The 25,474-nt window shown below is 68.0% G+C and carries 21 protein-coding genes and 3 pseudogenes; 14 read left to right on the plus strand and 10 right to left on the minus strand.

Going from position 1 to position 25,474, the window contains the following annotated elements:
* Positions 1-9 precede the first annotated feature (9 nt).
* From polA to ABKF58_RS07195, 6 genes and pseudogenes are all read left to right on the plus strand, one after another.
* The gene (gene polA, locus ABKF58_RS07170) at positions 10-2,787 is read left to right on the plus strand and encodes a DNA polymerase I (RefSeq protein ID WP_482583962.1); all 2,778 of its coding nucleotides are present in this window, start codon (positions 10-12) and stop codon (positions 2,785-2,787) included.
* A 204-nt stretch (positions 2,788-2,991) separates the two neighbouring features.
* Positions 2,992-4,284 (plus strand): type IV pilus modification protein PilV, encoded by a 1,293-nt coding sequence (pilV, locus tag ABKF58_RS07175; RefSeq protein WP_482583963.1) that lies wholly within the window; start codon positions 2,992-2,994, stop codon positions 4,282-4,284.
* A gap of 8 nt (positions 4,285-4,292) precedes the next feature.
* Positions 4,293-5,333 carry a PilW family protein gene (locus ABKF58_RS07180; RefSeq protein WP_482583964.1) on the plus strand — a complete coding sequence of 347 codons (1,041 nt, stop codon included), beginning with the start codon at positions 4,293-4,295 and terminating at the stop codon, positions 5,331-5,333.
* Positions 5,306-5,956 carry a pilus assembly PilX family protein gene (locus ABKF58_RS07185; protein WP_482583965.1) on the plus strand — a complete coding sequence of 217 codons (651 nt, stop codon included), beginning with the start codon at positions 5,306-5,308 and terminating at the stop codon, positions 5,954-5,956. The genes ABKF58_RS07180 and ABKF58_RS07185 overlap by 28 nt, the downstream gene beginning before the upstream one ends.
* 1,478 nt (positions 5,957-7,434) lie before the next feature.
* Positions 7,435-8,944, plus strand: a pseudogene (locus ABKF58_RS07190) (pilus assembly protein).
* Complete coding sequence (locus ABKF58_RS07195; protein ID WP_008952214.1) at positions 8,944-9,369, plus strand: type IV pilin protein; 426 nt, start codon at positions 8,944-8,946, stop codon at positions 9,367-9,369. The pseudogene ABKF58_RS07190 and the gene ABKF58_RS07195 overlap by 1 nt, the downstream one beginning before the upstream one ends.
* A gap of 83 nt (positions 9,370-9,452) precedes the next feature.
* On the opposite strand, the pseudogene ABKF58_RS07200 reads toward ABKF58_RS07195, so the two are convergent.
* From ABKF58_RS07200 to arsC, 5 genes and pseudogenes are all read right to left on the minus strand, one after another.
* A pseudogene (locus ABKF58_RS07200) lies at positions 9,453-10,986 on the minus strand (DHA2 family efflux MFS transporter permease subunit).
* Between the two features lie 15 nt (positions 10,987-11,001).
* Complete coding sequence (locus tag ABKF58_RS07205; RefSeq protein WP_482583966.1) at positions 11,002-12,153, minus strand: EmrA/EmrK family multidrug efflux transporter periplasmic adaptor subunit; 1,152 nt, start codon at positions 12,151-12,153, stop codon at positions 11,002-11,004.
* On the minus strand, positions 12,111-13,595 hold the full coding sequence (locus tag ABKF58_RS07210) for an efflux transporter outer membrane subunit (protein WP_482583967.1): 1,485 nt from the start codon (positions 13,593-13,595) through the stop codon (positions 12,111-12,113). The genes ABKF58_RS07205 and ABKF58_RS07210 overlap by 43 nt, the downstream gene beginning before the upstream one ends.
* A 74-nt stretch (positions 13,596-13,669) precedes the next feature.
* Positions 13,670-14,164: a MarR family transcriptional regulator gene (locus tag ABKF58_RS07215; protein WP_008952218.1), complete on the minus strand. Its 495-nt coding sequence runs from the start codon at positions 14,162-14,164 to the stop codon at positions 13,670-13,672.
* Positions 14,165-14,224: 60 nt separating this feature from the next.
* On the minus strand, positions 14,225-14,575 hold the full coding sequence (gene arsC, locus ABKF58_RS07220; RefSeq protein ID WP_014088544.1) for an arsenate reductase (glutaredoxin): 351 nt from the start codon (positions 14,573-14,575) through the stop codon (positions 14,225-14,227).
* Between the two features lie 115 nt (positions 14,576-14,690).
* Between arsC and ABKF58_RS07225 the strand changes: the two genes are divergently transcribed.
* The 5 genes from ABKF58_RS07225 (at position 14,691) to ABKF58_RS07245 (ending at position 19,224) form a co-directional block, all read left to right on the plus strand.
* Positions 14,691-15,929 carry a multidrug effflux MFS transporter gene (locus tag ABKF58_RS07225; RefSeq protein WP_014088543.1) on the plus strand — a complete coding sequence of 413 codons (1,239 nt, stop codon included), beginning with the start codon at positions 14,691-14,693 and terminating at the stop codon, positions 15,927-15,929.
* Positions 15,930-16,055: 126 nt separating this feature from the next.
* Positions 16,056-16,601: an iron transporter gene (locus ABKF58_RS07230; protein WP_014088542.1), complete on the plus strand. Its 546-nt coding sequence runs from the start codon at positions 16,056-16,058 to the stop codon at positions 16,599-16,601.
* 79 nt (positions 16,602-16,680) lie between these two features.
* The gene (locus ABKF58_RS07235) at positions 16,681-17,010 is read left to right on the plus strand and encodes a cupredoxin domain-containing protein (RefSeq protein WP_482583968.1); all 330 of its coding nucleotides are present in this window, start codon (positions 16,681-16,683) and stop codon (positions 17,008-17,010) included.
* Positions 17,011-17,032: 22 nt separating this feature from the next.
* Positions 17,033-17,854 carry an FTR1 family iron permease gene (locus ABKF58_RS07240; RefSeq protein WP_482583969.1) on the plus strand — a complete coding sequence of 274 codons (822 nt, stop codon included), beginning with the start codon at positions 17,033-17,035 and terminating at the stop codon, positions 17,852-17,854.
* Positions 17,827-19,224: a 4Fe-4S binding protein gene (locus tag ABKF58_RS07245; RefSeq protein ID WP_482583970.1), complete on the plus strand. Its 1,398-nt coding sequence runs from the start codon at positions 17,827-17,829 to the stop codon at positions 19,222-19,224. Before ABKF58_RS07240 ends, ABKF58_RS07245 begins: the two co-directional genes overlap by 28 nt.
* 259 nt (positions 19,225-19,483) lie before the next feature.
* On the opposite strand, the gene ybaK is transcribed toward ABKF58_RS07245, so the two are convergent.
* The gene (gene ybaK / locus ABKF58_RS07250; protein WP_008952225.1) at positions 19,484-19,966 is read right to left on the minus strand and encodes a Cys-tRNA(Pro) deacylase; all 483 of its coding nucleotides are present in this window, start codon (positions 19,964-19,966) and stop codon (positions 19,484-19,486) included.
* A 208-nt stretch (positions 19,967-20,174) separates the two neighbouring features.
* Between ybaK and ABKF58_RS07255 the strand changes: the two genes are divergently transcribed.
* Positions 20,175-20,603, plus strand: coding sequence for an Hsp20/alpha crystallin family protein (locus tag ABKF58_RS07255; protein WP_008952226.1), 429 nt, complete (start codon positions 20,175-20,177; stop codon positions 20,601-20,603).
* Between the two features lie 43 nt (positions 20,604-20,646).
* Here the strand turns inward: ABKF58_RS07255 and ABKF58_RS07260 are convergent, their stop codons facing one another.
* From ABKF58_RS07260 to ABKF58_RS07275, 4 genes are all read right to left on the minus strand, one after another.
* Positions 20,647-21,324, minus strand: coding sequence for a protein-methionine-sulfoxide reductase heme-binding subunit MsrQ (locus ABKF58_RS07260; protein WP_482583971.1), 678 nt, complete (start codon positions 21,322-21,324; stop codon positions 20,647-20,649).
* A complete protein-coding gene (msrP, locus tag ABKF58_RS07265) occupies positions 21,314-22,222 on the minus strand; it encodes a protein-methionine-sulfoxide reductase catalytic subunit MsrP (RefSeq protein WP_482583972.1) in 909 nt (302 codons plus the stop codon). Before msrP ends, ABKF58_RS07260 begins: the two co-directional genes overlap by 11 nt.
* Before the next feature lie 87 nt (positions 22,223-22,309).
* The gene (gene mnmL / locus ABKF58_RS07270; protein WP_482583973.1) at positions 22,310-23,230 is read right to left on the minus strand and encodes a tRNA modification radical SAM protein MnmL/YtqA; all 921 of its coding nucleotides are present in this window, start codon (positions 23,228-23,230) and stop codon (positions 22,310-22,312) included.
* Positions 23,231-23,352: 122 nt separating this feature from the next.
* Entirely contained in the window at positions 23,353-23,535 is a 183-nt protein-coding gene (locus ABKF58_RS07275; protein ID WP_008952230.1) for a protein MIGRI, read from the minus strand.
* A 159-nt stretch (positions 23,536-23,694) separates the two neighbouring features.
* Between ABKF58_RS07275 and metX the strand changes: the two are divergent.
* Together metX and metW are read left to right on the plus strand one after the other, a co-directional pair.
* Positions 23,695-24,838 (plus strand): annotated as a pseudogene (gene metX / locus ABKF58_RS07280) (homoserine O-succinyltransferase MetX).
* Positions 24,835-25,440, plus strand: coding sequence for a methionine biosynthesis protein MetW (gene metW, locus ABKF58_RS07285; protein ID WP_014088532.1), 606 nt, complete (start codon positions 24,835-24,837; stop codon positions 25,438-25,440). Before metX ends, metW begins: the two are co-directional and overlap by 4 nt.
* Positions 25,441-25,474 lie beyond the last annotated feature (34 nt).

A 25,474-nucleotide genomic window follows, 5' to 3' on the forward strand; every position in this document is an offset into this window, starting at 1 on the left:
TCGCCTTCTATGAAAACGTTATTATTGATCGACGGCTCTTCTTATCTGTATCGCGCTTTTCACGCCATGCCCGATTTGCGTTCTCCGGAAGGCCAACCGACGGGAGCGATCTACGGCATGGTCAACATGCTGCGTCGCCTGGAGAAGGAGGTCCGGTTCGATTATAGCGCCTGCGTTTTTGACGCAAAAGGCAAGACCTTCCGCGACGAGCTTTATCCCGACTACAAGGCCAACCGCCCGTCGATGCCGGAAGAGCTGGCCAGCCAGATTACGGCGGTGCACGACGTGGTGCAAGCGTCCGGCTGGCCGATCCTGGTGGTGGACGGCGTCGAGGCCGACGACGTGATCGGCACGCTGGCGCGCCAGGCGGAGGCCGCCGGCATGCAGGTGATCGTCTCCACCGGCGACAAGGACATCGCCCAGCTGGTGTCGCCGGTGGTGACGCTGGTCAACACCATGACCAACGAGACGCTCGACGAGGGCGGGGTGAAGGAGAAGTTCGGCGTGCCGCCGAACCTCATCATCGACTACCTGACGCTGATCGGCGACAAGGTCGACAACGTGCCGGGCGTCGACAAGTGCGGTCCCAAGACCGCGGTCAAATGGCTGGAACAGTACGGCTCGCTCGAGGCGGTGATGGCCAACGCCGCGGCCATCTCCGGCAAGGTCGGCGACAACCTGCGTGCCGCGCTCGACTGGCTGCCCAAGGGGCGCGAGCTGATCACCATCAAGTGCGACGTGCCGCTCGACGACGAGATGCCGCAGGGCATGGCCACGCTGCTGCACCGCGAGCGCGACAAGCCGAAGCTGATCGAACTGTTCACCCGTTTCGGCTTCCGCAGCTGGCTGCGCGAGGTGAGCGACGCCAACGGCAGCGCCGCGGCCGATGCCGCCGCTCCGGCCCCGGCTTCGGCCAACCCCGGCGTCAACGGCGAGCTGTTCGGCGCCGCCGAGGACGACGAGGCGCCCGCCGCCGCCGTCGAGCGCCGTTACGAGACCATTCTCACCGCGGCGCAGCTCGATGCCTGGCTCGCCAAGCTGGAGGCGGCGCCGGTGGTGTCGCTCGACACCGAAACCACCAGCCTCGACCAGATGGAAGCGCGCCTGGTCGGCATGAGCTTCTCGATCAAGGAAGGCGAGGCAGCCTACCTGCCGCTGGCGCACCACTACGCCGGCGTGCCCGAGCAGCTCGACCTCGACGCCACGCTGGCCCGGCTCAAGCCGTGGCTGGAGAACCCGGCCAGGAAGAAGCTCGGCCAGAACCTCAAGTACGACCGCCACGTGCTGGCCAACCACGGCATCGCATTGGCCGGCGTCGCCGACGACACGCTGCTGGCGTCGTACGTGATCGAGAGCCACCTGACGCACAATATGGACGACCTGGCGCAGCGTCATCTGGGCGAGAGCACGGTGAGCTACGAGGAGATCTGCGGCAAGGGCGCCAAGCAGATCGGTTTCGCCGAGGTCGACATCGCGGTGGCGTCCAACTACGCCGCCGAAGATGCCGACATCACGCTGCGCCTCAACCGGGCCCTGGCCGGCAAGCTGGAAGGCCGCCTGGCCAGCGTGTACCGCGACATCGAGCTGCCGGTGGCCGAGGTGCTGTTCGCGATGGAGCGCAACGGCGTGCTGATCGACCGCCAAAGGTTGGCCGAACAAAGCCACCAGCTCGGCAGCCAGATGCTGCAACTGGAGCAGGAGGCCTACCAGCAGGCCGGCCAGCCGTTCAACCTCAACTCGCCCAAGCAGCTGCAGGAAATCCTGTTCGGCAAGCTCGGCATCGACACCAAGGGCGTCAAGAAGACGCCGTCCGGCGGCTTCTCCACCGACGAGTCGGTGCTCGAGCAGCTGGCGCTCGACCACCCGCTGCCCAAGCTGATCCTGCAATACCGGGGGCTGGCCAAGCTCAAGTCCACCTACACCGACAAGCTGCCGTCGCTGATCCGCCCCGATACCGGCCGCGTGCACACCAACTACGCGCAGGCGGTGGCGATCACCGGACGGCTGGCGAGCTCCGACCCCAACCTGCAGAACATCCCGGTGCGCACCGCCGAGGGCCGGCGCGTGCGCGAAGCCTTCATCGCGCCGCCGGGCCACCGCATCGTCAGCGCCGACTATTCGCAGATCGAGCTCAGGATCATGGCGCACCTGTCGGACGACGCCAACATGCTGGCGGCCTTCGCCAGCGGCGAGGATATCCACAAGACCACCGCCGCCGAGGTGTTCGGCGTGACGCGCGAGCAGGTGACGTCGGAGCAGCGCCGCGCCGCCAAGGCGATCAACTTCGGCCTGATCTACGGCATGAGCGCCTTCGGCCTGGCCGCCCAGCTCGATATCGAGCGCAACGCGGCGCAGCAGTACATCGACCGCTACTTCATGCGCTTCCCCGGCGTGGCCGACTACATGCAGCGCACGCGCGAGGCGGCGCGCGAGCAGGGCTACGTCGAGACCGTGTTCGGGCGTCGGCTCTACCTGCCGGAGATCCGCGCCAGCAATCCGGGCCGGCGCAGCGGCGCCGAGCGCGCCGCGATCAACGCGCCGATGCAGGGCACCGCCGCCGACCTGATCAAGCTGGCGATGATCGCGGTGCAGCGCTGGCTGGTGGCGGAAGGCCTGGCCAGCAAGCTGATCATGCAGGTGCATGACGAACTGGTGCTGGAAGTGCCAGAAGCCGAACTGGCGCGGGTCAAGGAGCGGCTGCCGCAGATCATGGCCGGCGTGGCCGAGCTCAAGGTGCCGCTGCTGGCCGAAGTGGGGGCCGGGGAGAGCTGGGAGGCGGCGCACTGAGCGCGTCCGCCGCCTGCCGACCAATAACCGCCTACGGGCGGTTTTTTCTTGCCCGCTCGACCCGGCCGGGGCGGTCAGCTAGCGCGCCCGCGTTGATCGCCTCCTGCCCTTTGGCCCCGGCAACGCGCGCGGCTTGGAAAAGCCCATTCATCATGATAATCTGATGAACTTATATGACAAAACTATAATTAAGCCGTATTTGCCATGATGTCTGTCGCGTTTCGCCGAGGGGAGCGGGGCTTCACCCTGATCGAGATGATGGTGGTGATCTCGATCGCCGCCATCCTGCTGGCGCTGGCCGTGCCCGGCTTCAACGCCTTGCTGGCGGATTCGCGCATGGAAAGCCGCACCCAGGCGCTACTCTCCAGCGTGCAGTTCGCCCGCAGCGAGGCCATCCGCAGCAACGCCAACGTCTACCTGTGCGCGCTCAACACCAAGAGCAACCTCGACGTGCAGGGCTGCCAGGGCAAGGCCAAGAAGGGCGACACCTCGTGGTCGGAAGGCGTGCTGCTGTACGCCGACCAGCCCGGCGGCAACCCCGGGCGCTACAACAGCGGCGAGCGCCGCCGCCACGTCATGTTCAGCGGCGCGCCGACGGTCAGCTCGGCGCTCGACCAGTTCATGCTGACCCCGGAAGGGCGCCTGCCCACCGGGGTCAGCCCGTCCTGGGTGGTGCGCGACGCCGCCTCGGGGCAATGCGCCAGCGTCACGGTGCTGGCCAACGGCCGGCCACGGCTGTGCAAGGGGGCGATTGTGCCGGCTGCGCCTGAGAACCTGTCCACGATCTTGCTGCGCGCCCCTGATCGGGGCTCATGCGCGGCGCTGCGCGTGCAAATCTCCGATTTGCCCAGCCATGATCCTCATGTACTCCAGTACATTCCGGTTTCTGTGCTGCTCTTCACCACGCTGAGGGGCGCTCGCGACAGATCGTGGGCAGGTTCTGCGTCCCGCCAGCACGGCTTCTCGCTGCTGGAAGTGCTGATCGCCATGTTCGTGCTGCTGGTCGGCCTGCTGGCCTTGGCCGGGCTGCAGGCGCGCACCCTGAGCCAGACCCGCGATACCGAGATCCGCAGCCTGGTGGCGCTGCAGGCGGAAAGCCTGGCCGAGGCGATGCGTGCCAACCCGCTGCGCCAGCTCGATGCCAACGGCGCCACCGTGCTGTCCTGGGCGCACTACGTCGAGAGCGGTTACGTCAGCCACGACGCCAGCGCTCCCGCCAACAGCTGCCGCGATGCCGCCGGCTGCAGCCAGCAGAACCTCGCCGCGCTCGACCTGTGGACCTTCAAGTCCGGGCTGGCCAGCGGACTGGCCGCCGGCAACGCCGTCCAGGCGGCGGTCTGCCGCGGCAGCGCCGCCCCGAGCCAAGACGATCCGGGCTGCAGCGGCAGCGGTCCCCTGTCGATCCGCGTGGTGTGGTCGTCCCGTCTCGACGGCAAGAGCCGCCAGGCGCTGGTCGACAGCGGCCAGCGTGCCGCCACGGCGTCCTCCCCTCGCTGAAAACCGCTATGTCCTCGTGTTCGAGCCTTGACGTGCGCCAGCGCGGCATCACCCTGATCGAGCTGATGATCGCCGTCGCCATCGGCTCGATCATCGTCGCCGTGGTGTTCGGCAGTTTCGTCTCGACGCGCCAGAGCCTGCGCTCCGCCGAGCAGCGCATCGCACGCCAGCAGGACGCCCGCTCGGCGTTGCAGCTGCTGGCGCGCGACCTGCGCATGGCCGGCAACTTCGGCTGCGCCGCGCTGGGCGAGCGCGGCGACGACTGGCAGGTGGTGAACCACGGCGGGGCGAGCGCCTGGCAGCAGGTCGACCAGGATAGCAACGGCCTGCGCGGCCTCGCCAAGGCCAGCGCCGCCGCCAGCGCCTGGCTCGGCGGCCTGACCTCTAACAGCGACCTGCTGATCGTCCAGTACGGCCAGGGCGCCTTCCCGCTCGCCACCCGCACCGTCAACGCCGCGGGCGACGCCGTCACCGGCCTCACCTTCCAGCCGCCCGAGCAGGGCGACTGGGCCAACTGGACCCGGCTGGCGCTGGCCAGCTGCTCGCAGATCGACGTGCTGGCCAGCGCCAGCGGCATGACCCTGGGCAAGAGCGAGACGGCGCAGACGCTGACGCTGGACGAGGCCCATGCGCTGCCGCTCAGGACGGCCAGCCGCGCCACCGGTCATCAGCTGGGTTCGCTGGAAGTGATGGCGCTGGTGTCGCGCGCCTATTTCGTCGCCGAGGTGAACGGGGAAAAGCAGCTGCTGCGTCGCGAGATGCTGGCCGACGGCAGCCTGGGCGCCGCCACGCTGGTGGCGGACGGGGTGGCCTCGCTCGAGGTGGACTACGGCGTGCTGGACGATTGCGACGCCGACTCGACGCCGCGCCTGCATTACGCCGCGGCCGGCGAGGTGGCCGACTGGCGGCAGGTCGGCACGGTGCGCCTGACGCTGACGCTGCAGCAGGCTTCGGCGCTGCAGGCGGGGCAGAAGGTGAGCGTGGCCTACCCGCTGACGGTGGCCTTGCGGGGAGGGGTGCAATGCGCACAGCGTCCGCTGCAGGGCTGAGGCAGCGCGGCAGCGCCCTGATCGTGGCGCTGATGGTGCTGCTCATGATGACCCTGGTGGTGCTGGCGTCGTCGCGCCTGATCGTCGACGAGCAGCGCATCGGCAGCAACCAGAGCGACCGCCAGGCCACCTTCCAGCTCGCCGAGCTGGCGTTGAAGGCGGCCGAGGCGCGGGTGGCGGAGATGGATCAGGCGCTCGACGTGGCGGGCAAGAGCGACGACGCCTTGTTCGGCGCCGGCGGCGTGTTCAGCGCCAGCTGCCGCAACGACGCCAACCCGGCCGGCTGGCAGAGCGGGCTGTGCGCCACCAGCGCGCAGGTGGGCGGCGGTGCGCTCCAGCCCTGGGAGCGCACCGTCAGCGTCGGCAAGCAGAGCGTGCCCGCGCTGCACCCCTGCGGCAACGCGCTGGAATACGCCTTCAAGAGCGGCGCGGTGCAGAACCGCTGTCCCGACGTGGTGGCGCTGGACGGGGTGTGGGCCAACCCGCGCTACCTGATCGAGCTGGTCGACCGGAACTACCAGGACAGCGACGGCGGCGGACGGCTGTACCGTCTCACCGTGCGCGCCTGGGGCAAGAACGCCAACAGCGTGGTGACGCTGCAAAGCTATTACGTGGTGCCGTGATGATCTCTCGCTTCCTGCCCCTGCTCGGCCTGGCCGGGCTGCTGCTGCCGATGCCAACCTATCCGGCCAACAGTTGCACGCTGCCGGCCTACAACAGCCCCTATCCGGGCGCGCCGTTACAGCTGTCGGTCAAGGTCACCCCCAATATCCTGCTGTTCTTCGACAACTCGGGCAGCATGGCCTGGGATGTGTACGGCAATACCGGTCAGAAGCGCGAGAGGTATTGCAACTGGCGCGGCTGCTGGTACGGCGACGTGCTTGACCCGCTGCAGGGCGAGACGCGGCTGTCGATTGCCAAGGACGTCACCAAGAGCATGATCGATGCCTATCCCGACATGCGCTGGGGCTTGTTCTCGTTCGATCCGTCCAGCAACAAGGACTACGTCAACGACCGCGAGGATCTGCGCTACAACCGGGCGGGGCGGCTGGTGGCGGAGGTCGGTGGCGGCCAGGATCATCTCGACCGGGTCAAGAGCGCCATCGACAGCCTCGGCGCCGACACCAACACGCCGCTGGCCGAGGCCTACTACGAGATGACGCGCTATTACCGCGGCATGAGCTCGGCCTATTACAAGCCGGTCAATCCGGCGTCGGGCAGCCGCGGTTCCGGCCGCTACGCCAGCCCGGTGCAGTACCGCTGCCAGGCCAACTTCGTCCTGATGATGACCGACGGCGAGCCGACCGAGGACAACGAATTTCCGCTGGCGGGCGACCCTCTTTACAGCAGTCTCTCCCCCGGCAAGGACAATCCCCTGCCGTCCTTCGCCGGGCGCGCCGCTGCCGGCGACCTGTTCACCTCCGGCAGCGACGGCGAGGGCCAGGGCTGGGACGCCGAGCCGTTCGCACGGCAGTCGATCAAGACCTACACCATCGGCTTCACCGTCGATAACACCCTGCTGCAGCAAACGGCCACGCAGGGCGGGGGGCGCTACTTCACCGCCAGCAACCGGGAGCAGCTCAAGGCCAGCTTCACCTCGGCGATGGATGACATCTACCGCCAGAACTCGACCTCGACGCCGCCGGTCAGCGGCGAGCGCCAGACCAGCGCGCTGCTGCATACCACCTACGACACCCGCAGCTGGACCTCGCGCCTGCTGAGCTACCCGGTCGACGCCAAGGGCAGGCCGGACTTCAGCCGGCCGAGCGAGGCGCTGCTGCCGGACTGGGACAAGCGCACCGTCTATACCCGCTACTACGACAACCGCAGCAACAACTGGGTATGCAACAAGAACGGTAGCAACAAGGCCTTCGACAGCAACGTCGTGGCGCAGGCGTTCAAGCCCGGCATGGCCGACAACGACAAGCTCACCTTCGGCAGCCAGCCCAACGACGTGATCCACTTCGTGCTGGGCCACACCATGCCGGGGCAGCGCTTCGATAAGCGCACCACGCCCTGGCTCGGCGACGTCATCGACTCGCCGCTGACCACGTTCTCGGCCACGGACGCCCAGCTGGTGGCGGTGGGCGGCAACGACGGCATGCTGCACGTGTTCCGCAAGGCGACGGGCGGGAGCGCCTACCAGGAGGTGCTGGGCTACGTGCCGTTCGAGGTGCTGACCCGGCTCGCCGATCTCACCGACCCCGACTACGGCTCCGCGGCCAAGCCGCACCGCTACTACGTTAACGGCCCGAGCGTGGCGCAGACCCTGGACAACGGCCGCACCTACCTGGTGGGCGCGTTGGCGCAGGGTGGCAAGGCGCTGTTTTCGCTCGACGTCAGCTCGCTGATGTCGGCCGGCGGCAAGGCGGCCGCACCGGCCGAGGTGGTGCGCTGGGAAGCCGGCGCGGCGAGCGGCGCGAGCGCGCTCGGCTACGTCTTCGGCCAACCGGTGATCGCCAAGGTGCGCCATCCGGCGAGCGGCGCCAGCGTATGGGCGGCGATCAGCGGCAACGGCTACGACAGCGCCAGCGGCCAGTGCCGCGCTGCTGGTGTTCGAACTGGACAGCGGCACCCTGCTGGGCGAGATCAAGGTCGGCCGCGCCGGCGGCAACGGCTTGTCCGGGCCGGCGGTGCTGGACTTCGACGGCGACAAGGTGGCCGATGCGGTCTACGCCGGCGACCTCAAGGGCAATGTCTGGCGCTTCGACCTGCGCGGCGACTGGGCGGCGCCGGCCAGCCCGTTCTGGCAGGGCGACGCCAGCCAGCCGGTCACCGCCACGCCGGCGTTGTACCGGCGCCCGGGCGGCGACGGCTACATGGTGCTGTTCGGCAGCGGCCAGCTGCTGTACGACAGCGACCGCCGCTCCACCACCGGCCAGAGCGTGTACGGGCTGTGGGACACGCCGCAAAGCGGCAAGTATTACCAGTACGGCGACCGCGAGGGTGCCGGCGGGCGCGGGCTGATCGTGCGCCAGAGCCTCGATGGCGAAGTCGGCAGCACGGTGAAGATGCCCGATGGCAGCCTGCACGACTACACCGTGCGCCGCACCACCAGCCATCCGGTCGCCATCGGCGAGAAGGCGGCCGGCGGCTGGTACCTGGACCTGGCGGCCGCCAGCGGCGAGCGCCTGCTGCACGCCCCGCTGCTGGTCGGCGAGCGGCTCTACTTCACCACGCAGATTCCCTTCGTGGCGAACCTGCAGTGTTCGGTCGGCGGCGACGGCTGGCTGATGTCGTTGGACCCGCTCTCCGGGGCGGCGCCGGCCAAGACCGCGTTCGACCTGAACGGCGACGACAAGGGCACGATCGCCGACTGGGCCGTGTTCGAAACGGGCAAGGTGGCCCAGATCCCCAGCGGCGTGCGTTCCGAAGTCGGCATGCCGTCGGCGCTGCGGCTCTACGTCAGTGCCGCCAGCAACTATCAATGGCAGAGTTATGCCGACCAGAACGGCCAGATCACCAACCGCGACAACGCCAGCATCGCCAAGGCCGGCAAGGGGCTGCGGCTGGCGTTCGGCGGCAGCAACGACGGGACGCCGGCGGGGGTGGGCATTCCCGGCGACGCCAGCAAACAAGGCAGGCGCATCGCCTGGAGGGAGATATTCTGATGCGGTACAAGGTTGGCCGAAGCCGGGGCTTCACCCTGATCGAACTGCTGATCGCGCTGGCGGTGGTCGGCATCCTGGCGTCGCTGGCGCTGCCCTCGTACCGCGAGCACGTGATCCGCGCGCGCCAGAGCGAGGCGCGCGCCGCGCTGCTCGACAATGCCCACTTCCTCGAGCGCTGGTACAGCGAGAAGGGCACCTTCAAGCAGTCGTCCACCGCCTGGCCCACCCTGCCGGTGACCGCCACCGAGTTCTACGACATCGCCTTCGCCAGCACCGCCAAGAACACCGACGACGGCGAGTACCAGCTGGAGGCCTCGCCCAAGGCGGGCAAGGACTGGGTCGGCGGCACGCTGACGCTGGACCAGGACGGCAACATCAAGCTGTGCCAGACCGGGAAGGACGGCAAGGAAAGCTGCACCTTGTAGCGCGCCGTTGGGCGGCTTCGGCCAACCTTTGGACGACAAAAAACCCGGCGTGGGTCGCGCCGGGTGTTGACGGTGAGGACCGCTCAGTGCGCGCCGCCGTCGCCGCCCGAGTGCCCGAACGGCGGTTTGGCGAACCAGATCAGCCCGAGCAGCAGCACGAACAGGCAACCCGCGCCCCAGAACACCTCGTTGGACGCCAGCACATAGCCCTGTATGGTGATCTCGCGTGCCGTCAGCGCCGCCTGCTGGCCGGCCGACAGCCCGGCCTCGGCCCAGCAGCCCGAACCACTGCTGTGCGACGCTGCCGCCGCTGTCGATAGCGGCGGTGAGCTGGGTGTGGTGGACCGCCTCGCGCGTATCCCACAGCGTGGTGCTGACCGAGGCGCCGATGCTGCCGGCCAGGATGCGCAGGAAGTTCGACAGGCTGGAGGCGCTCGCCACGCGGTTGGGCGCCACGCGCGACAGCGTGATGGTGGTCAGCGGCATGAAGAAGCAGGCCAGCCCGATGCCCTGCACGAACTGCGGCCAGATCACGTAGGCCAGGTCCATCTGCGGCGAGAAATGGGTGCGCCAGAAGAAGCACAGCGCGAACACGCTGAGGCTCACCGTCACCAGCCAGCGCATGTCGAGGCGGTGCGCGTTCTTGCCGATGATCGGGGAGAGCAGCACCGGCAGGATGCCCACCGGCGCCGAGGCGATGCCGGCCCAGGTCGCGGTGTAGCCCAGCTGGGTTTGCAGCATCAAGGGCAGCAGCACCACGCCGCCGAAGTACATCATGTAGCCCAGACTGATGCAGATCACGCCGACCGTGAAGTTGCGGATGCGGAACAGCGACAGGTCGATGATCGGGTGCTCCTCGCCCAGTTCCCAGATCACCAGGTAGGTCAGCGCCACCACCGCGACGATGGCCATCATCACCACCTCGCTGGAGTGGAACCAGTCGAGCTCCTTGCCCTTGTCCAGCATCAGCTGCAGCGCGCCGACGCCCAGCACCAGCAGCGTCAGGCCGACGCGGTCGATCGGCAACGCCTTGATCTCGCTCTCGCGTCCTTGCAGCTCGCGCCGCGCCACGGCGGCGGCGAACAGACCGACCGGGATGTTGATGAAGAAGATCCAGGCCCAGTGCCAGTTGTCGCTGATCCAGCCGCCCAACAGCGGGCCGAAGATCGGCGCCACGATCACCGTCATCGCCCACAGCGCCAGCGCCATGCCTTTCTTCTCGGGCGGATAGCAGGCCAACAGCAGGCTCTGCGACAGCGGGATCAGCGGCCCGGCCACCGCGCCCTGCAGGATGCGGAAGGCGATCAGCAGCGGCAGGTTCGGCGCCAGCCCGCACAGCCACGAGGCCAGCACGAACAGCACGGTCGAGGCGACGAACAGCCGCACCTCGCCGACGCGCTTGGCGAGCCAGCCGGTGAGCGGCACGGCGATGGCGTTGGCGACGCCGAACGAGGTGATCACCCAGGTGCCCTGGCTGGTGGCGGCGCCGAGGTTGCCGGCGATGGTCGGCAGCGCCACGTTGGCGATGGTGGTGTCGAGCACCTGCATGAAGGTGGCCAGCGACAGCGCCAGCGTGATCCATACCAGGCGCGCGCCGGTGAGCGGAGGAGGCGTCATGGCGGGCGCTCCGGCTTAGTGGCTGGCGCCGGCGTTGGCGGCGAGCAGCTGCGCCACCAGCGCGTCGGCCTGCGCCAGGTCCGGGGTCAGGGCGCGCGTGACCTGGGCCGGCGCAGTGCGCGGCGCCTCGGCCAGGGTGGGGCCGTCCTGCTTGCGGGTCTGCACCTCGACCTGCATCGACAGCCCGACGCGCAGCGGGTGCGTCTTCAGCTCGGCGGCGTCGAGCTCGATGCGCACCGGCACGCGCTGCACCACCTTGATCCAGTTGCCGGTGGCGTTCTGCGCCGGCAGCAGCGAGAAGGCGCTGCCGGTGCCGGCGGCCAGCCCGGCCACCTTGCCGTGATAGGTGACGTCGCCGCCGTACATGTCGGCGTGCAGTTCCACCGGCTGGCCGAGGCGGATGGTGTGCAGCTGGCTTTCCTTGAAGTTGGCGTCCACCCACACCTTGTCGAGCGGCACGATCGCCAGCATCGGGCTGCCGGCGCTGACGCGCTGGCCGACCTGCACGCTGCGGCGCGCCACATAGCCGGCCAGCGGGGCGCGCACCTCGGTGCGCTGGAGCGCGAGCCAGGCTTCCTTGAGGCGGGTGGCGGCGCGCGCCACCGCCGGCTTGCTGGCCAGCGTTTCCTGGCCGAGCAGGGCCTGGGTGCTGGCGGCCTGTTCCTGCGCCACCGCCAAGGCGGCGCGCGCGGTTGCCACGGCGTCGCGCGCGTGCGCCAGCTCCTCGGCCGATAGCGCCTCGCTGCCCGCCAGCTGCTGGCGCCGTTTCAGGTCGTCTTCGGCGCGCGCCAGCTCGCTCTGGCGCAGGCTGACCTGGGCGTTCTGCTGGCGTTCGCTGCCGATCAGCTGGCGCGTTTCGCGCACCGCCTGCACGAACTCGTTGCGCGCCCGTTCGAACGCCAGGCGGGCGTCGTTGGCTTCCAGCGTCACCACGGTCTGGCCGGCGTTGACGCGGTCGGTGTCATCGGCGGCGATGCTGACCACGGTGCCGGCGATCTCCGGCGTGAGCTGGATCAGGTGGCCGTTGACGTAGGCGTCGTCGGTGCCTTCCTGGTAGCGCAGCACGGTGGCCCAGTAGGCGCCGTAACCGATGGCGGCGATGGCGAACACCAGGCTGGCCAGGATCAGGCCGCGCTGGCGCGAAGAGTTTTTGGCGGGTTTTTCCATGGGGTGTTCCTCAGGGCTGCGCCGGGGCCAGCAGGCCGCCGCCCAGCACGGTATTCAGGTTGACGAAGGCGAGCTGGCCGGCGGCCTGGCTGTCGAGGCGGGCGGCGCGCTGCACCAGCTCCGCATCCTGCGTGCCGAGCAGGTCCAGCTTGTTGCTGAGGCCGGCGCGCAGCCGTGCCACGCCGGCGTCGCTGGCGCGGCGGGCGCTGTCTTCGGCCTGGCGCGCGTCGGCCAGCTGCTGGCGCGCCTCGGTCGCGGCCGGACAACGCGTCGGCGGCCTGGCGCAGGGCGTCGAGCACGGTCTGGTTGTAGCTCTCCACCGCCTCGTCGTAGCGCGCCTGCTCGCGGCTCAGGTTGGCGCGCAGCGCGCCGCTGTGGAAGATCGGCAGGGTGACCGCCGGGGCGATGCCGAGCATGCGCGATTCGCTTTGCAGCAACTGGCCGATGTCGAGCGACGACAGGCCGATGAAGGCACTCAGCTGCACGTTGGGGTAGAACGCGGCACGCGCCGCCTTGACGCTGTGCGCCGCCGCCTCCAGTCGTTCGCGCTGCGCCACCACATCGGGGCGCTGGCCCAGCAGGGCGGCGGTGAGCGCTGCCTCGTCGAGGTCCGGCGTGGAGCCGAGCGGGGCCGGGCTCAGGGCGTCGAGCGCGTTCGGCGCCTGGCCGGTGAGCGCCGCCAGGGCATGGCGGGCGCGCGCTGCATCGCCTTGCTGGGCGCTCAGCTGCTGTTTCAGCTGCGCTTGCAGCACTTCCAGCGGGCGCAGGACATCGGCGCTGAGCAGGCCGGCGCTGACGCGGGCGCGCAGCAGTTGCAGGCGACTGTCGGCCAGCTTGAGGCGGGTGGTAGTGAGCTGCTGCTGCGCCAGGGCGCGTTGCAGCACGGTGTACTGGCTGGCCACGGCCTGGGTCAGCAGCAGTTCGGCCTGGCGGGCGTCGAGCGTCTGGGCGCGCTGCTGCCCCAGCGCGGCGTCCAGTTCGGCGCGGTGCTTGCCCCATAGGTCGAGCTCCCAGCCGCCGTCGAGCGAGATCGCGTACAGCGTCTGGTAGCTGCCGCCGATCGGCGGCGGCAACAGGCCGTTGGCGGAATAGCGTTCGCGGTCGAGGCTGGCGTTGGCGTCGAGTTGCGGGCCGCGCCGGCTGTCGGCCAGCCCGCTCAGCGCGGCGGCTTCGCGCACGCGGGCGGCGGCCAGTTTCAGCGACGGTGCTTGCCGGCGCGCGCTGGCGATGAGCTGGTCGAGTGCCGGGTCGCCCAGCGCCTGCCACCAGTTGTCGTGCACGGTGTCCGCCTTGGCGGCCGGCAGCGCCAGGCGCTCGGCGTTGAGCGGGGAGGCGGGGGCGGCGCTCGGGGCCGGGGTGGCGCAGCCGGCCAAGAGGCCGGACAGCAGCAGCATCCCCAGAGCGGGCTGCCAGTGGGGGCGGGGGAGTGGAGGCTTAGTCATGCAATTATTCATTTGCAAAATAATAACTGTGGTTACTATATGGTCGACAAAAAACCGGCCAGGCCGGTTCCTGCTCAGCCGCCGAGACGGGCGAGCAATTTGCGCAGCAGACCCTCCAGCTGCACTTTTTCGTCCCCGCTGAAGTCGGACCACAGCGAGCGGTTGCGGTCACGCGCCACCGGCATGATGAGCTCGACGAAACGGATGCCCGCGTCGGTCAGCACCAGCCGGATCTTGCGGCGGTCTTCGGCGCAGGGCTGGCGCTCTGCCCAGCCGTTCTTCACCAGTTCGTCCGAGATGCGGGTGGCGTTGGTGCGCGAGGAGTCGAGCGTGTCGCTGATGTCGGACGGATACAGCACGTGGTCCGGGCAGGCGTACATCGTCATCAGCGTCATCCACACCGACTCGTGAATGCCGTAGTCCTTGAGCGCCTCGTTCAGATAGGCGCCGAGACGCGGCATGATGTGGTAATAGAGCCGGGTGAGGATGACCTCCTGGCGCGGCACGCCGGGAAAGCGGCTGTCGACACGGTCTATCGCCTGTTCGAGCTGGTGAAAGGATTTGTTCATGGCTCGATTATAGTAAACCGTGTTACTATTTCGCAAGAAACATTTTGCCGGTTGGCAGATTCACTGCCCGAGCAGGGTCAGCACCCGCTCCGGAGGTCGGCCGATCACGGCCTGTTCGCCTTGTACCGCGATCGGGCGCTCGATCAGGCGCGGGTGGTCGACCATGACCGCGATCAGGTGGCGGCGCTCCAGCGTGACGTCGTCCAGGTGCAGCGCCTGGTACTCGTCTTCCTTGTGGCGCATCAGCTCGCGCGGTTCCAGCTGCAGCAGCGTCAGCAGCCGGTCGAGTTCCTCGGCGCTGGGTGGGGTTTTCAGGTAGTCGATGATCTCGACGTCGGCGCCGGCGTCCTGCAGCAGTTTCAGTGCCTCGCGCGACTTGGTGCAACGCGGGTTGTGGTAGAGGCGAATCATGTGGGGTTCCCCTTTTTTAGCGGACGGCTATTGTGACCCAATAGGCCGGCCGGGGCCAAGCCGCCGCCATCCGCGCGGCCGGGCCACTTTAGATTATTTGGAAAACGACGATTTGATGCCTTCACAGACTGTTACTTCCCCGAGCGCCACGCGTTCGCGCGGCCTAGCCCTGGTGCTGGCGCTGCTGGCGACGCTCGGGCCGTTTTCGATCGATACCTTTCTGCCGGCGATGCGCGCCATCGGCGCCTCGCTCGGCGCGAGCCCGGTGGAAATCCAGCAGGCGCTCACCGTCTACCTGTTCTGCTACGGCTTGATGATGCTGTGGCACGGCTCGATTTCCGACGCCGTGGGACGCCGTCCGGTGGTGCTGGTGACCACCCTGTTGTTCGGGGTGGCCTCGGTCGGCTGCGCGCTGGCCGACAACCTGACCACGCTGTTGATCTTCCGCGGCCTGCAGGGACTGTGCGGCGGGGCCGGCCTGGTGGTGGGGCGGGCCATCATCCGCGACCGTTTCGACGGCGCCGAAGCGCAGCGCATGATGTCGCAGGTGACCATGCTGTTTTCGCTGTCGCCGGCGATCGCGCCGGTGGTGGGGGGCTGGCTGTTCGGCGCCTTCGGCTGGCATTCGATCTTCGTGTTCATGGCGCTGATCGGCTTCGGGCTGTTCGTCATGAGCTGGTTCTCGCTGCCGGAGACGCACGGCCACGAGCGGCGCCAGCGCCTGCACCTGGGCACGCTGCTCGCCAATTACGCCCGGGTTGGCCGAAAACGCGAGTTCCAGCTGTTGGCGGCGGCGGTGTCGTTCAACTTCGCCGGCTTCTTCGTCTACATTCCGGCGGCGCCGGTGTTCCTGATGCAGCACCTGGGGCTCGGGCCGGAGCAGTTCCTGTGGATGTTCGGCCCGGCGGTGGGCGGTATCATGCTGGGCGCCTTCCTGTCCGGGCGCCTGGCCGGGCGGCGCGACGCACGCCAGATCGTCAACCTGGGCTACGGCGTGATGTTCACTGCGCTGGCGGCCAACCTGCTCTACAACCTGCTGTTTCCGCCCGCGCTGTTCTGGAACGTGGCGCCCTTGATGCTCTACACCACCGGCATGTCGCTGGTGGCGCCGTCGATCACGCTGATCCTGATGGACCAGTTTCCCGAGCTGCGCGGCACGGTGTCATCGCTGCAGGGCTTCACCCAGACCATGATGTCGAGCCTGGTGGCCGGCGTGATCGCGCCCTTGGTGTGGGGCAGTCCGCTGACGCTGGCGCTGACCATGGCGTGCTTCCTCTGCCTGGGCTTCGGCTTCCGCATGGCATTCCGGCGCCGCCTGGCGCGTGGCGTGGCGCTGGCCGGCTCATCGCGTTGATCTGGATCAAGATGAAATTCATTCTCATCTATTGCGCCAGGTGAGATTACGAATGATAATGACTCCCGTTAATTGATCGGCGCCGGCCGTTGCCGGCAGTCCACCGTCCTTTTCTGGGAGAACCGAATGATCCGTCGTCTGAGCCACGTCGCGCTGGCCCTTGCCGGTGTCGCCGCCGCCTCGTCCGCCCTTGCCGCCGAATACCCGATCGGCAAGCCGCAAATCAAGAACGGCATGGAAATCGGCGCCGTCTACCTGCAGCCGGTGAAAATGGAACCGGAAGGCATGATGCGCAAGGCCGCCGAGTCCGACGTGCACCTGGAAGCGGATATCCACGCCGTCAAGAACAACCCGAACGGCTTCGCCGAAGGCGACTGGATGCCGTACCTGGTGATCAAGTACGAGGTCAGCAAGGTCGGTTCCAACCAGACCATCAAGGGCGACTTCATGCCGATGGTGGCCTCCGACGGCCCGCACTACGGCGACAACGTCAAGCTGATGGGGCCGGGCAAGTACAAGCTGAAGTACACCATCCAGGCGCCGAGCGCCAACGAGCACGCTCATTTCGGCCGCCACGTCGACAAGGAAACCGGTGTCGGCGCCTGGTTCAAGCCGTTCGAGCTGAACTACGAGTTCACCTACGCCGGTACCGGCAAAAAAGGTGGCTACTAAGCCCCCGGGCCGATGATCCGACCGACAGCGTCGCAGCTTCCTGCGGCGCTTTTTCCCTTTCTAGCAGGAGCGTTGTTTGATGAAGCGTGCATGGCTGATGGTAGTGGCGCTGGGGCTGGCTTCGGCCAACGTGCTGGCCGAAGAGTTGCCGGTGTACCGGCTCGAGCTCAAGGACGGCAAGCTCAATCCCGCCCGGCTGCAGGTGGCGGCCGGCAAGAAGTTCAAGATCGAGCTGGTTAATTCCGGCAAGACCCCGGTGGAGTTCGAGAGCACCCCGCTGCGCAAGGAAAAGGTGCTGGGCCCCGGCGCCGACTCGTTCGTGGTGATCCAGCCCTTGAGCCCGGGCGAGTACAAGTTTTTCGACGAATTTCACATGGCCACGGCGCAAGGCGTGATCGTCGCCAAGTAAGCCGGCGGGCAGGGAGGCAACAATGGGACAGGTGCTGTTCATCGTCTGGCGCGAGAGCGTCGAGGCCATGCTGGTCATCGGCATTCTCTACGCCTGGCTGAATAACCATGGCGAGGTGGCGGCGCGCGGCAAGCACTATCTGTGGGGTGGCGTGCTGGTCGGCTTCTTGTGCGCCATCGTGCTGGCGCTGGGCCTGTTCGGTGCGGCCGAGCTGTTCGGCGGCGCGCAGGACAGCTTCCAGACCGTGATGGTATTCACCGCCGCCGCGCTGATCGTGCACATGGTGCTGTGGATGCGCGAGCATGGCCGCACCCTGAAGCGGGAGCTGGAAAGCGGCCTGGCGGATAACGCGGCGCGCAACAACTGGTGGGGCGTGCTGACGCTCACCGCCATCGCCGTGGCGCGCGAGGGCAGCGAGACCGTGGTGTTCCTGTACGGCATGCTGGCCGGGGCCGACGGCAGCACGCTGCTGTCGATGGGCGGCGCGGCGCTGCTGGGTTTCCTGCTGGCGCTGCTGACCTTCTTCCTGTTGCAGCTGGGCGGGCGTTTCCTGTCGTGGCGGCTGTTCTTCCGCGTCACCGAGGTGATGTTGCTGCTGTTGGCGGCGGCGCTGTTCATGAACGGCATCGAGCACCTGATCTCGATGGGTTACCTGCCGGCGCTGGTCGATCCGCTGTGGGACAGCTCGATGCTGCTCGACGACATGTCGCCGGTGGGCGGCGTGGTGGCGGCGCTGACCGGTTATCGCGCCCATCCGGCGCTGATGAGCCTGTTGGCCTACGGCATGTTCTGGTTGCTGATGACGGGGTTGATGAGATGGCGGCAACAACAGCCGGCGGCGTGAGCCGCCTGTTGGCGAAGGGCGGCGACTGGCTGCGCGATCACGGCCGCCTGCTGCAGCGCCTGCAGTGGGTGGTGGTGCTGGTCTACGCTTTCCTGCTGCTGGTGCCGGCCTGTCTGCCGCTGCCGCCGGACACGGCGCGCATGGTCGACAACCTGACCATCTTCGCCCAGTTCGTGTTCTGGGGTATCTGGTGGCCGTTCGTGCTGCTCAGCATGGTGCTGTTCGGCCGCGTCTGGTGCGGCGTGCTGTGCCCCGAGGGGGCGCTGTCGGAATGGGCGGCGCAGAAGGGCCTGGGCCGGCCGATCCCGCGCTGGATGCGCTGGGGCGGCTGGCCCTTCGTCGCCTTCGTGCTGACCACGGTGTACGGCCAGCTGGTGAGCGTCTACCAGTATCCGAAAGCCGCCCTGCTGGTGCTGGGCGGCTCGACCGTGGCGGCGGTGGCGGTGGGTTTCGTCTATACCCGCGGCAAGCGCGCCTGGTGCCGTTACCTGTGCCCGGTCAACGGCGTGTTCGGCCTGCTGTCCAAGCTCGCCCCGCTGCACTTCAAGGTGCAGGAAGAAGCCCGGCAGGCGTCCATCGCCAACAAGAGCGTGATCCGCATCCAGGCGGTCAACTGCGCACCGCTGCAGCCGATCCGCCACATGAAGGGCGGCAGCGGCTGTCACATGTGCGGGCGCTGCAGCAGCCACCGCGACGCGGTGACGCTGTCGCTGCGCTCGCCCAGCGCGGAGGTGGTGGAAGTGGCCGAGCGCGATGCCGACGGCTGGCAGACGCTGCTGATCGTCTACGGCCTGCTCGGCGTGGCGATCGGCGCCTTCCACTGGAGTGCGAGCCCCTGGTTCGTCACGCTCAAGCAGGTGGCGGCGGAGTGGCTGATCGCACGCGACATCTGGTGGCCGTTCGAGAGCAACGCGCCGTGGTGGCTGCTGACCCACTACCCGGAATTGAACGACAGCTTCTCCTGGCTCGACGGCACCATGCTGCTGGGCTACGTGTTTGCCACCGCGCTGGCGATGGGCACGGTGATCAGCGCGCTGTTGGCGCTGGCGGTGCGGCTGGCCGGACCGTGGCAGCGCCAGCGTTGGCACCATCTGGCGCAGGCGCTGATCCCGCTCGCCGGCTGCGGCGTGTTCCTCGGCCTGTCGGCGCTGACGGTGACGCTGCTCAAGAACGAGGGCCTGCCGGTGTTCTGGGTCAACGACTTCCGCCTGCTGCTGCTGGCTTCGGCCAACCTGTGGTCGCTGTGGCTGGCGGCGCGCATCGTGCGGCGCTGGAGCGGCGGCGTGCGCTGGCTGGCGGCGCTGCTGCCGTTCCTCTGCACGCTGGCCTGGGTGGATAGCGCCTGGGGCTGGATGTTCTGGTGGTGGTGAATCCGGCCCCATTAGGCGGCTGCGCCTTCGCATCTTGAGCGCCGGCAGACTGCGTGCGAATCCCGCGCTGAGCCAATCGAAGATTGGCTCGTAGGAATTCGCCCAGCCATGATCCTCATGGACCCTGTGTTCATTCCGGTTCCTGCGCGTTGGCGGCGCTCAACCTGCCTTGGCTCGCTCGCCTACTGGGATCGGCTGCGAGGACCAATGACCCGCCACCAAGCCGGCGCCGCACTGCGCCGGCTTTTTTGCGCCCGTTCTAGGCGGCGGCGTTGACCAGCGTCGGCTTCAGCACGCGCACCAGGTCGGCGGCGCTGATGGCCACCAGGAAACCGCGCTTGCCGCCGTTGATGTAGAGCGTGTCGAGTTCGGCGATGCTCGCCTCCATGTACACCGGCATGGCGTGGCGCGTGCCGAACGGGCTGGTGCCGCCCACCTGGTAGCCGCTGTGCTTGTCGGCGGTCTTGGGGTCGCACGGGTTCACCTTCTTGGCGCCGATCTGTTTCGCCAGCATGCCGGTGCCCACCTCGCGGTCGCCGTGCATCAGCACGATCAGCGGTTTCTTGTGCTCGTCTTCCATCACCAGGGTCTTGATGACGACGTGTTCGTCGACCCCCAGTTCACGCGCCGACACCGTGGTGCCGCCTTTTTCCTCGTAGGCGTAGAGATGGGGGCTGAAGGGCACTCCGTGCTCGCGCAGCACGCGCACCGCCTGGGTCACCGGGGTCTTGTCCTTGCTCATGGCTGTTGTCGTGGCGGTAGAAAGGGTGAAAGGGTAGGGCGAAACCGCGTGGCTGCCAAGATGCCGCCGCCGATTTGCGCTAGGTCAAGCCAGCCCGGATGAAGGCCTTGAAAATCAGCGGCTAAGGACCATACCTAAGGTGAGTGGCTACCGGTTGTGCCGGCGGCCGGGCGATTGTTTCTTGTAACCCGACAGGAGGAGTAACACCATGAAAGACCTGATTCGTCGCACCAGTCTTGAACCGCTGCTCGACGACATGTTCAAGGGCTTCTTCGTGCGGCCGTTCGGCTTCGAGGCCGGCGCCGACCTGGCCGGCGGCATCAAGCTCGACGTCAAGGAAGACGACAAGGCGTACACCGTGCACGCCGAGATTCCCGGCGTGAAGAAGGAAGACATCAGCGTGCAGATCGAAGGCGGACGGGTGCAGATTTCCGCCGAGGTGAAGAAAGAGTCCGAGACCAAGGAAGGCGAACGCGTGCTGCGTTCCGAGCGCTACTACGGCCAGGTATCGCGCAGCTTCCAGTTGGCGCAGGACGTGGACCAGAGCACGGCCACGGCGCGCTACAACGACGGGGTGCTGGAACTGACGCTGCCGAAGAAGACCGGCGGCACTTCGCGCCAGCTGACCATCGAGTGAGCCGTCCGTTCTGTGCTGAAAGGCCGCCGCGAGGCGGCCTTTTTCATGCCTGTGGCTTGCCCTGAGCCGTGATCCGTGCCGCGCGTGCACGCCAGTACAGCCGCAGCCCCAGCAGCAGCGTCAGCACCGCGGCGTAGATCAGCGGCTGGCGGATGTCCTTCTTCACCAGCCACCAGTAGTGGGTGACGCCGAGTATCGCCACCGCGTACACCAGGCGGTGCAGCCGCCCCCAGTTGCGCTTGAGCCGGCGCAGCCAGCCGTCGGTGGAGGTCACCGCGAGCGGCGTCATCAGCAGCAGCGCGGCGAAGCCGACGGTGATGAAGGGGCGCTTGGCGATGTCCTTGACGATGGCGTGCCAGTCGAAGAACTGGTCCAGCCACACATAGGTGGTGAAGTGCAGCGTGGCGTAGAAGAAGGCGAACAGGCCGAGCATGCGACGAAAGCGCTGCAGCACGTTCCAGCCGGCGAGCCGGCGCAGCGGCGTCACGGCCAGCGTGGCCAGCAGCCAGACCAGGGTCCAGGTGCCGGTGGAACGGGTGATGAACTCGATCGGGTTCACCGCCTCGCCGTTGAGCACGATCCACGCCGTGCGCATGAGCGGCAGCAGGCAGGCGACGAAGACCAGCGCCTTGGCGACGCCCAGCGGCCTGGAGGCGGGACGAGCGGGGTTGGCCGAAGCCCGCGCGCGCGCCGGCGAGGGCAGGGTCTTGTCAGAAATCACGGCGCAGGTCCATTCCCCGATACAGGCCGGCGACCTGCTCAGCATAGCCGTTGAAGGGCAGCGTCTTGCGCTTGAAGAATTCGCCGATGCGCCGCTCGCTCGCCTGGCTCCAGCGCGGGTGGTCCACCGCCGGGTTGACGTTGGAGTAGAAGCCGTACTCGTCCGGTGCCGCCAGGTTCCAGCTGGTGAGCGGCTGCTGCTCGGTGAGGCGGATGCGCACGATCGACTTGATGCTCTTGAAGCCGTACTTCCACGGCACCACCAGCCGGATCGGCGCGCCGTTCTGGTTGGGCAGCGGGTTGCCGTAGAGGCCCACCGCCAGGATGGTGAGCGGGTGCAGCGCCTCGTCCAGGCGCAGCCCTTCGCGGTACGGCCAGTCCAGCACGCGGCGCTGCTGGCCGGGCATCTCGGCCGGGCGCTGCAGGGTCTCGAAGGCGACGTACTTGGCCTTGCCGGTGGGCTCGACCTGCTTGAGCAGGCTGGCGAGCGGGAAGCCGATCCACGGGACCACCATGCTCCAGCCTTCCACGCAGCGCAGGCGGTAGATGCGCTCTTCCTGCGGGAATTTCAGTAGTTCCTCGATGCTGAAGCGGCGCGGCTTCGCCACGTCGCCGTCCACCAGCACGCTCCACGGCCGCGTCTTGAGGCGCCCGGCGTTGGCCGCCGGGTCGGCCTTGTCGGTGCCGAACTCGTAGTAGTTGTTGTAGCTGGTGATGTCCTTGAGGCTGTTGAGCGGCTCGCCGGTCGACAGCGGGCTCTTCCTGGCGGCGAGCGCGGCCAGCGTCTCACCCGACAGCATCAGGCCGGCGGCGCCGAGCATGAAGCTGCGGCGGTTGAGGTAGACCGCTTCCGGGGTGATCTCGGAGGGCGGGATGTCGGACGGTTTCTTGATCAGCATGGTAGCGGTCTCCACGGGGAATACGCCTTAGTCGGCGTTCCCGGACTGATCTGACAGCCGATCGTCGAAACGGTTTCGCCGCCGCGCTCAGGCTCCCAACCAGGGGCGGCCCAGCGCGCTGCCCTGCGGCCCGGCGACGGCCAGGTTCGCGGCGATCGCCTGCAGCGCCGGCCAGCGCGGGCCGCACCACGCCGGGGCGATCAGGGTCGGCGCCTGCGCGGTGGCCGAGATGCGATGATAGACCACCTCGGGCGGGGTGCGGCGGATCAGTTCGGCCGCCAGCGCGGCGTAGTGCTGCTGCGTCAGCGGGGCGATCTCGCCGCGCCGGTACTGCGCCGCCATGCGGCTGCCGCGCACGATCATCAGCGGGTGCAGCTTGAGCCCCTCAACGCCGATGTCGAGCACCGCGGCCAGGGTCTGGTGCACGTGGGTGTCGTCCTCGCCGGGCAGCCCGGCGATGAGGTGGGTGCAGACCTTGAGCCCGCGCCGGTGCGCCCGCTGCACCGCGTCGCGGTAGTCGGCGAGGCCGTGGCCGCGCCGGATGCGTTCCTGAGTGGCGTCGTGCGCGGTCTGCAGGCCGAGCTCGAGCCAGATCTCGTAGCCCTGCCGCTGGTAGTCGGCGAGCAGCTCGAGCGCGCTGTCCGGCACGCAGTCCGGGCGCGTGCCGACGCACAGCCCGACCACGTCGCTCTGCGCCGCCGCCTCGTCGTACAGTGCCTTGAGCGTGGTCACTTCGGCGTAGGTGCTGGTGTAGGCCTGGAAGTAGGCCAGATAGCGCCGGGCGCGGTCGGTCTTGTGTTTTTCGCGCGCGATCTGCTCGGCGATGGAAAGGGCGGCGGCGTCGCGGCCAAAGCTTTTGACGTCGCAGAAGGTGCAGCCGCCGCGGTCCAGCGTGCCGTCGCGGTTGGGGCAGGTGAAGTCGCCGGCCAGCGACAGCTTGTGCACCTTTTCCCCGAAACGGGTCTTGAGGTAGTGGCCGAAGGTATGAAGGTGGCGGGTCAGATCCATGCGCGGCCGGGCTCGTCGGCGGAAAAGCCGGCAGTCTAGCGGCTTTGCCGCGCCGCCGGCCTGAGCCGGATCAAGGATTCCGGGGCGCGGCGCCGGTCTGGTGCGGGGCGTGCGTCGGGGGGCTACAGCCGGTGGAAGCCCGCCAGGTAGAGCCCGACGAAGATCAGCGAGCTGATCAGCAGCGCTTGCGCCAGGGTCTGGAACAGTTCGCGCAACGTCTCCTTCTGGCGGCGGTTGAGCAGCCAGCGCGCCACGGCGTAGAGCACGGCGCAGAGCACGAAGAACTTGAACAGGCGACCGATCATGGGGGGCCCTGGCGGGAAGGAGAGGCGATTATCCGGCGCCGGTGCTATGCGCACAAGCCGATGCAGATATAATCCTTCAAAACCGCGCCGGCCTGGACCGGCCATAACACGTACGCCTTGAAGCCGACAAAACCATATCAAAGAGGCACTGTTTTCACTATGTCCACAACCGAATCGTCGGTCGGTATCGTCAGCGCCCAGCAGGCGCTGTTCGACGTGCCGCTCGATCTGGCCTGCGGCAAGACGCTGACGTCGTACCAGCTGATCTTTGAGACCTACGGCGAGCTGAACGCCGCCAAGAGCAACGCCATCCTGATCTGCCACGCGTTGTCCGGCCACCACCACGCCGCCGGCCGCTACCAGCCGGACGACAAGAGCGCCGGCTGGTGGGACAGCATGATCGGGCCGGGCAAGCCGATCGACACGCGCCGCTTCTTCGTGGTGGCGCTCAACAACCTGGGCGGCTGCCACGGCTCTACCGGCCCCTCCAGCATCAACCCGGCCACGCGCCAGCCGTGGGGCTCGGCCTTCCCGGTGGTGACGGTGCCGGACTGGGTGACGGCGCAGGCGCGGTTGGCCGACCGTCTCGGTATCGACCGCTGGGCGGCGATCATCGGCGGCTCGCTCGGCGGCATGCAGGCGCTGCAGTGGAGCATCGACTACCCCGATCGCGTCGCCAACGCCATCGTCATCGCCTCGGCGCCCAAGCTGTCGGCGCAGAACATCGCCTTCAACGACGTGGCGCGCCGAGGCCATCCTCACCGACCCGGACTTCCACGGCGGCGACTTCTACCAGCAGGATGCCATCCCGCGTCGCGGCCTGCGCCTGGCGCGCATGCTGGGCCACATCACCTATCTGTCGGACGACGGCATGGGCGAGAAATTCGGCCGCATGCTGCGCTCCGGCGAGTACAAGTTCGGCTACGACGTCGAGTTCGAGATCGAGTCCTACCTGCGCTACCAGGGCGACAAGTTCTCCGACTACTTCGACGCCAACACCTACCTCTTGATGACCAAGGCGCTGGACTACTTCGATCCGGCCAAGGACCACGGCGGCGACCTGGTGGCGGCGCTGAAGAAGGCGACCGCCAACTTCCTGGTGGCGAGCTTCACCTCCGATTGGCGCTTCTCGCCCTTGCGCTCGCGCGAGCTGGTGCAGGGCCTGATCGCCGCCGACAAGCGCGTGGCCTACGGCGAGATCGAATCCGCCCACGGCCACGACGCCTTCCTGATGACCGACCAACCCTACGTGGACCTGATGCGCGCCTACCTCGACCGTGTAGCCAAGGAGGTGGCGGCATGAGCCAGCACTCCGAAACGACCTTGCGCCCCGACCTGCGACTGATCGCCGACTGGATTCCCGCGCGCGCCCGCGTGCTCGACCTGGGCTGCGGCGACGGCGCCCTCTTGGCCCACCTGCAGAGCCACAAGCAGGTGGCCGGCTACGGCGTGGAGATCGACGTCGGCAACATCGCGCGCTGCGTGTCCGCCGGCGTCAACGCGGTGCAGGGCGACCTGGAGGCGGGGCTGGCCGATTTCCGCGACGGCAGCTTCGACCACGTCATCCTGTCGCAGACCATCCAGGCGATGCAGCACACCGAGGAAATCCTGCTGGAGATGCTGCGCGTCGGGCGCGAGGCCATCGTCACCTTCCCCAACTTCGGCTACTGGGAAAACCGCTGGCAGATCCTGCAGGGTCACATGCCGGTGTCGGAGACCATTCCCTACCAGTGGTACGACACCCCCAACATCCACTGGTGCATGCTGGGCGACTTCGAGGCGCTGTGCGCCAAGAACGGCATCGGCGTGCTGGAGCGGGTGGTGATGAACGAGGGGCGGCGCATCCGTGTCCTGCCCAACCTGCGCGGCAGCCTGGCGTTCTACCGCGTGGCGCGCCACGCTTGACGCGCGGGGCGGCTCGGACCGCCCCGTTGTTTCG

This window comes from Pseudogulbenkiania sp. AW2-16, from assembly GCF_056824575.1.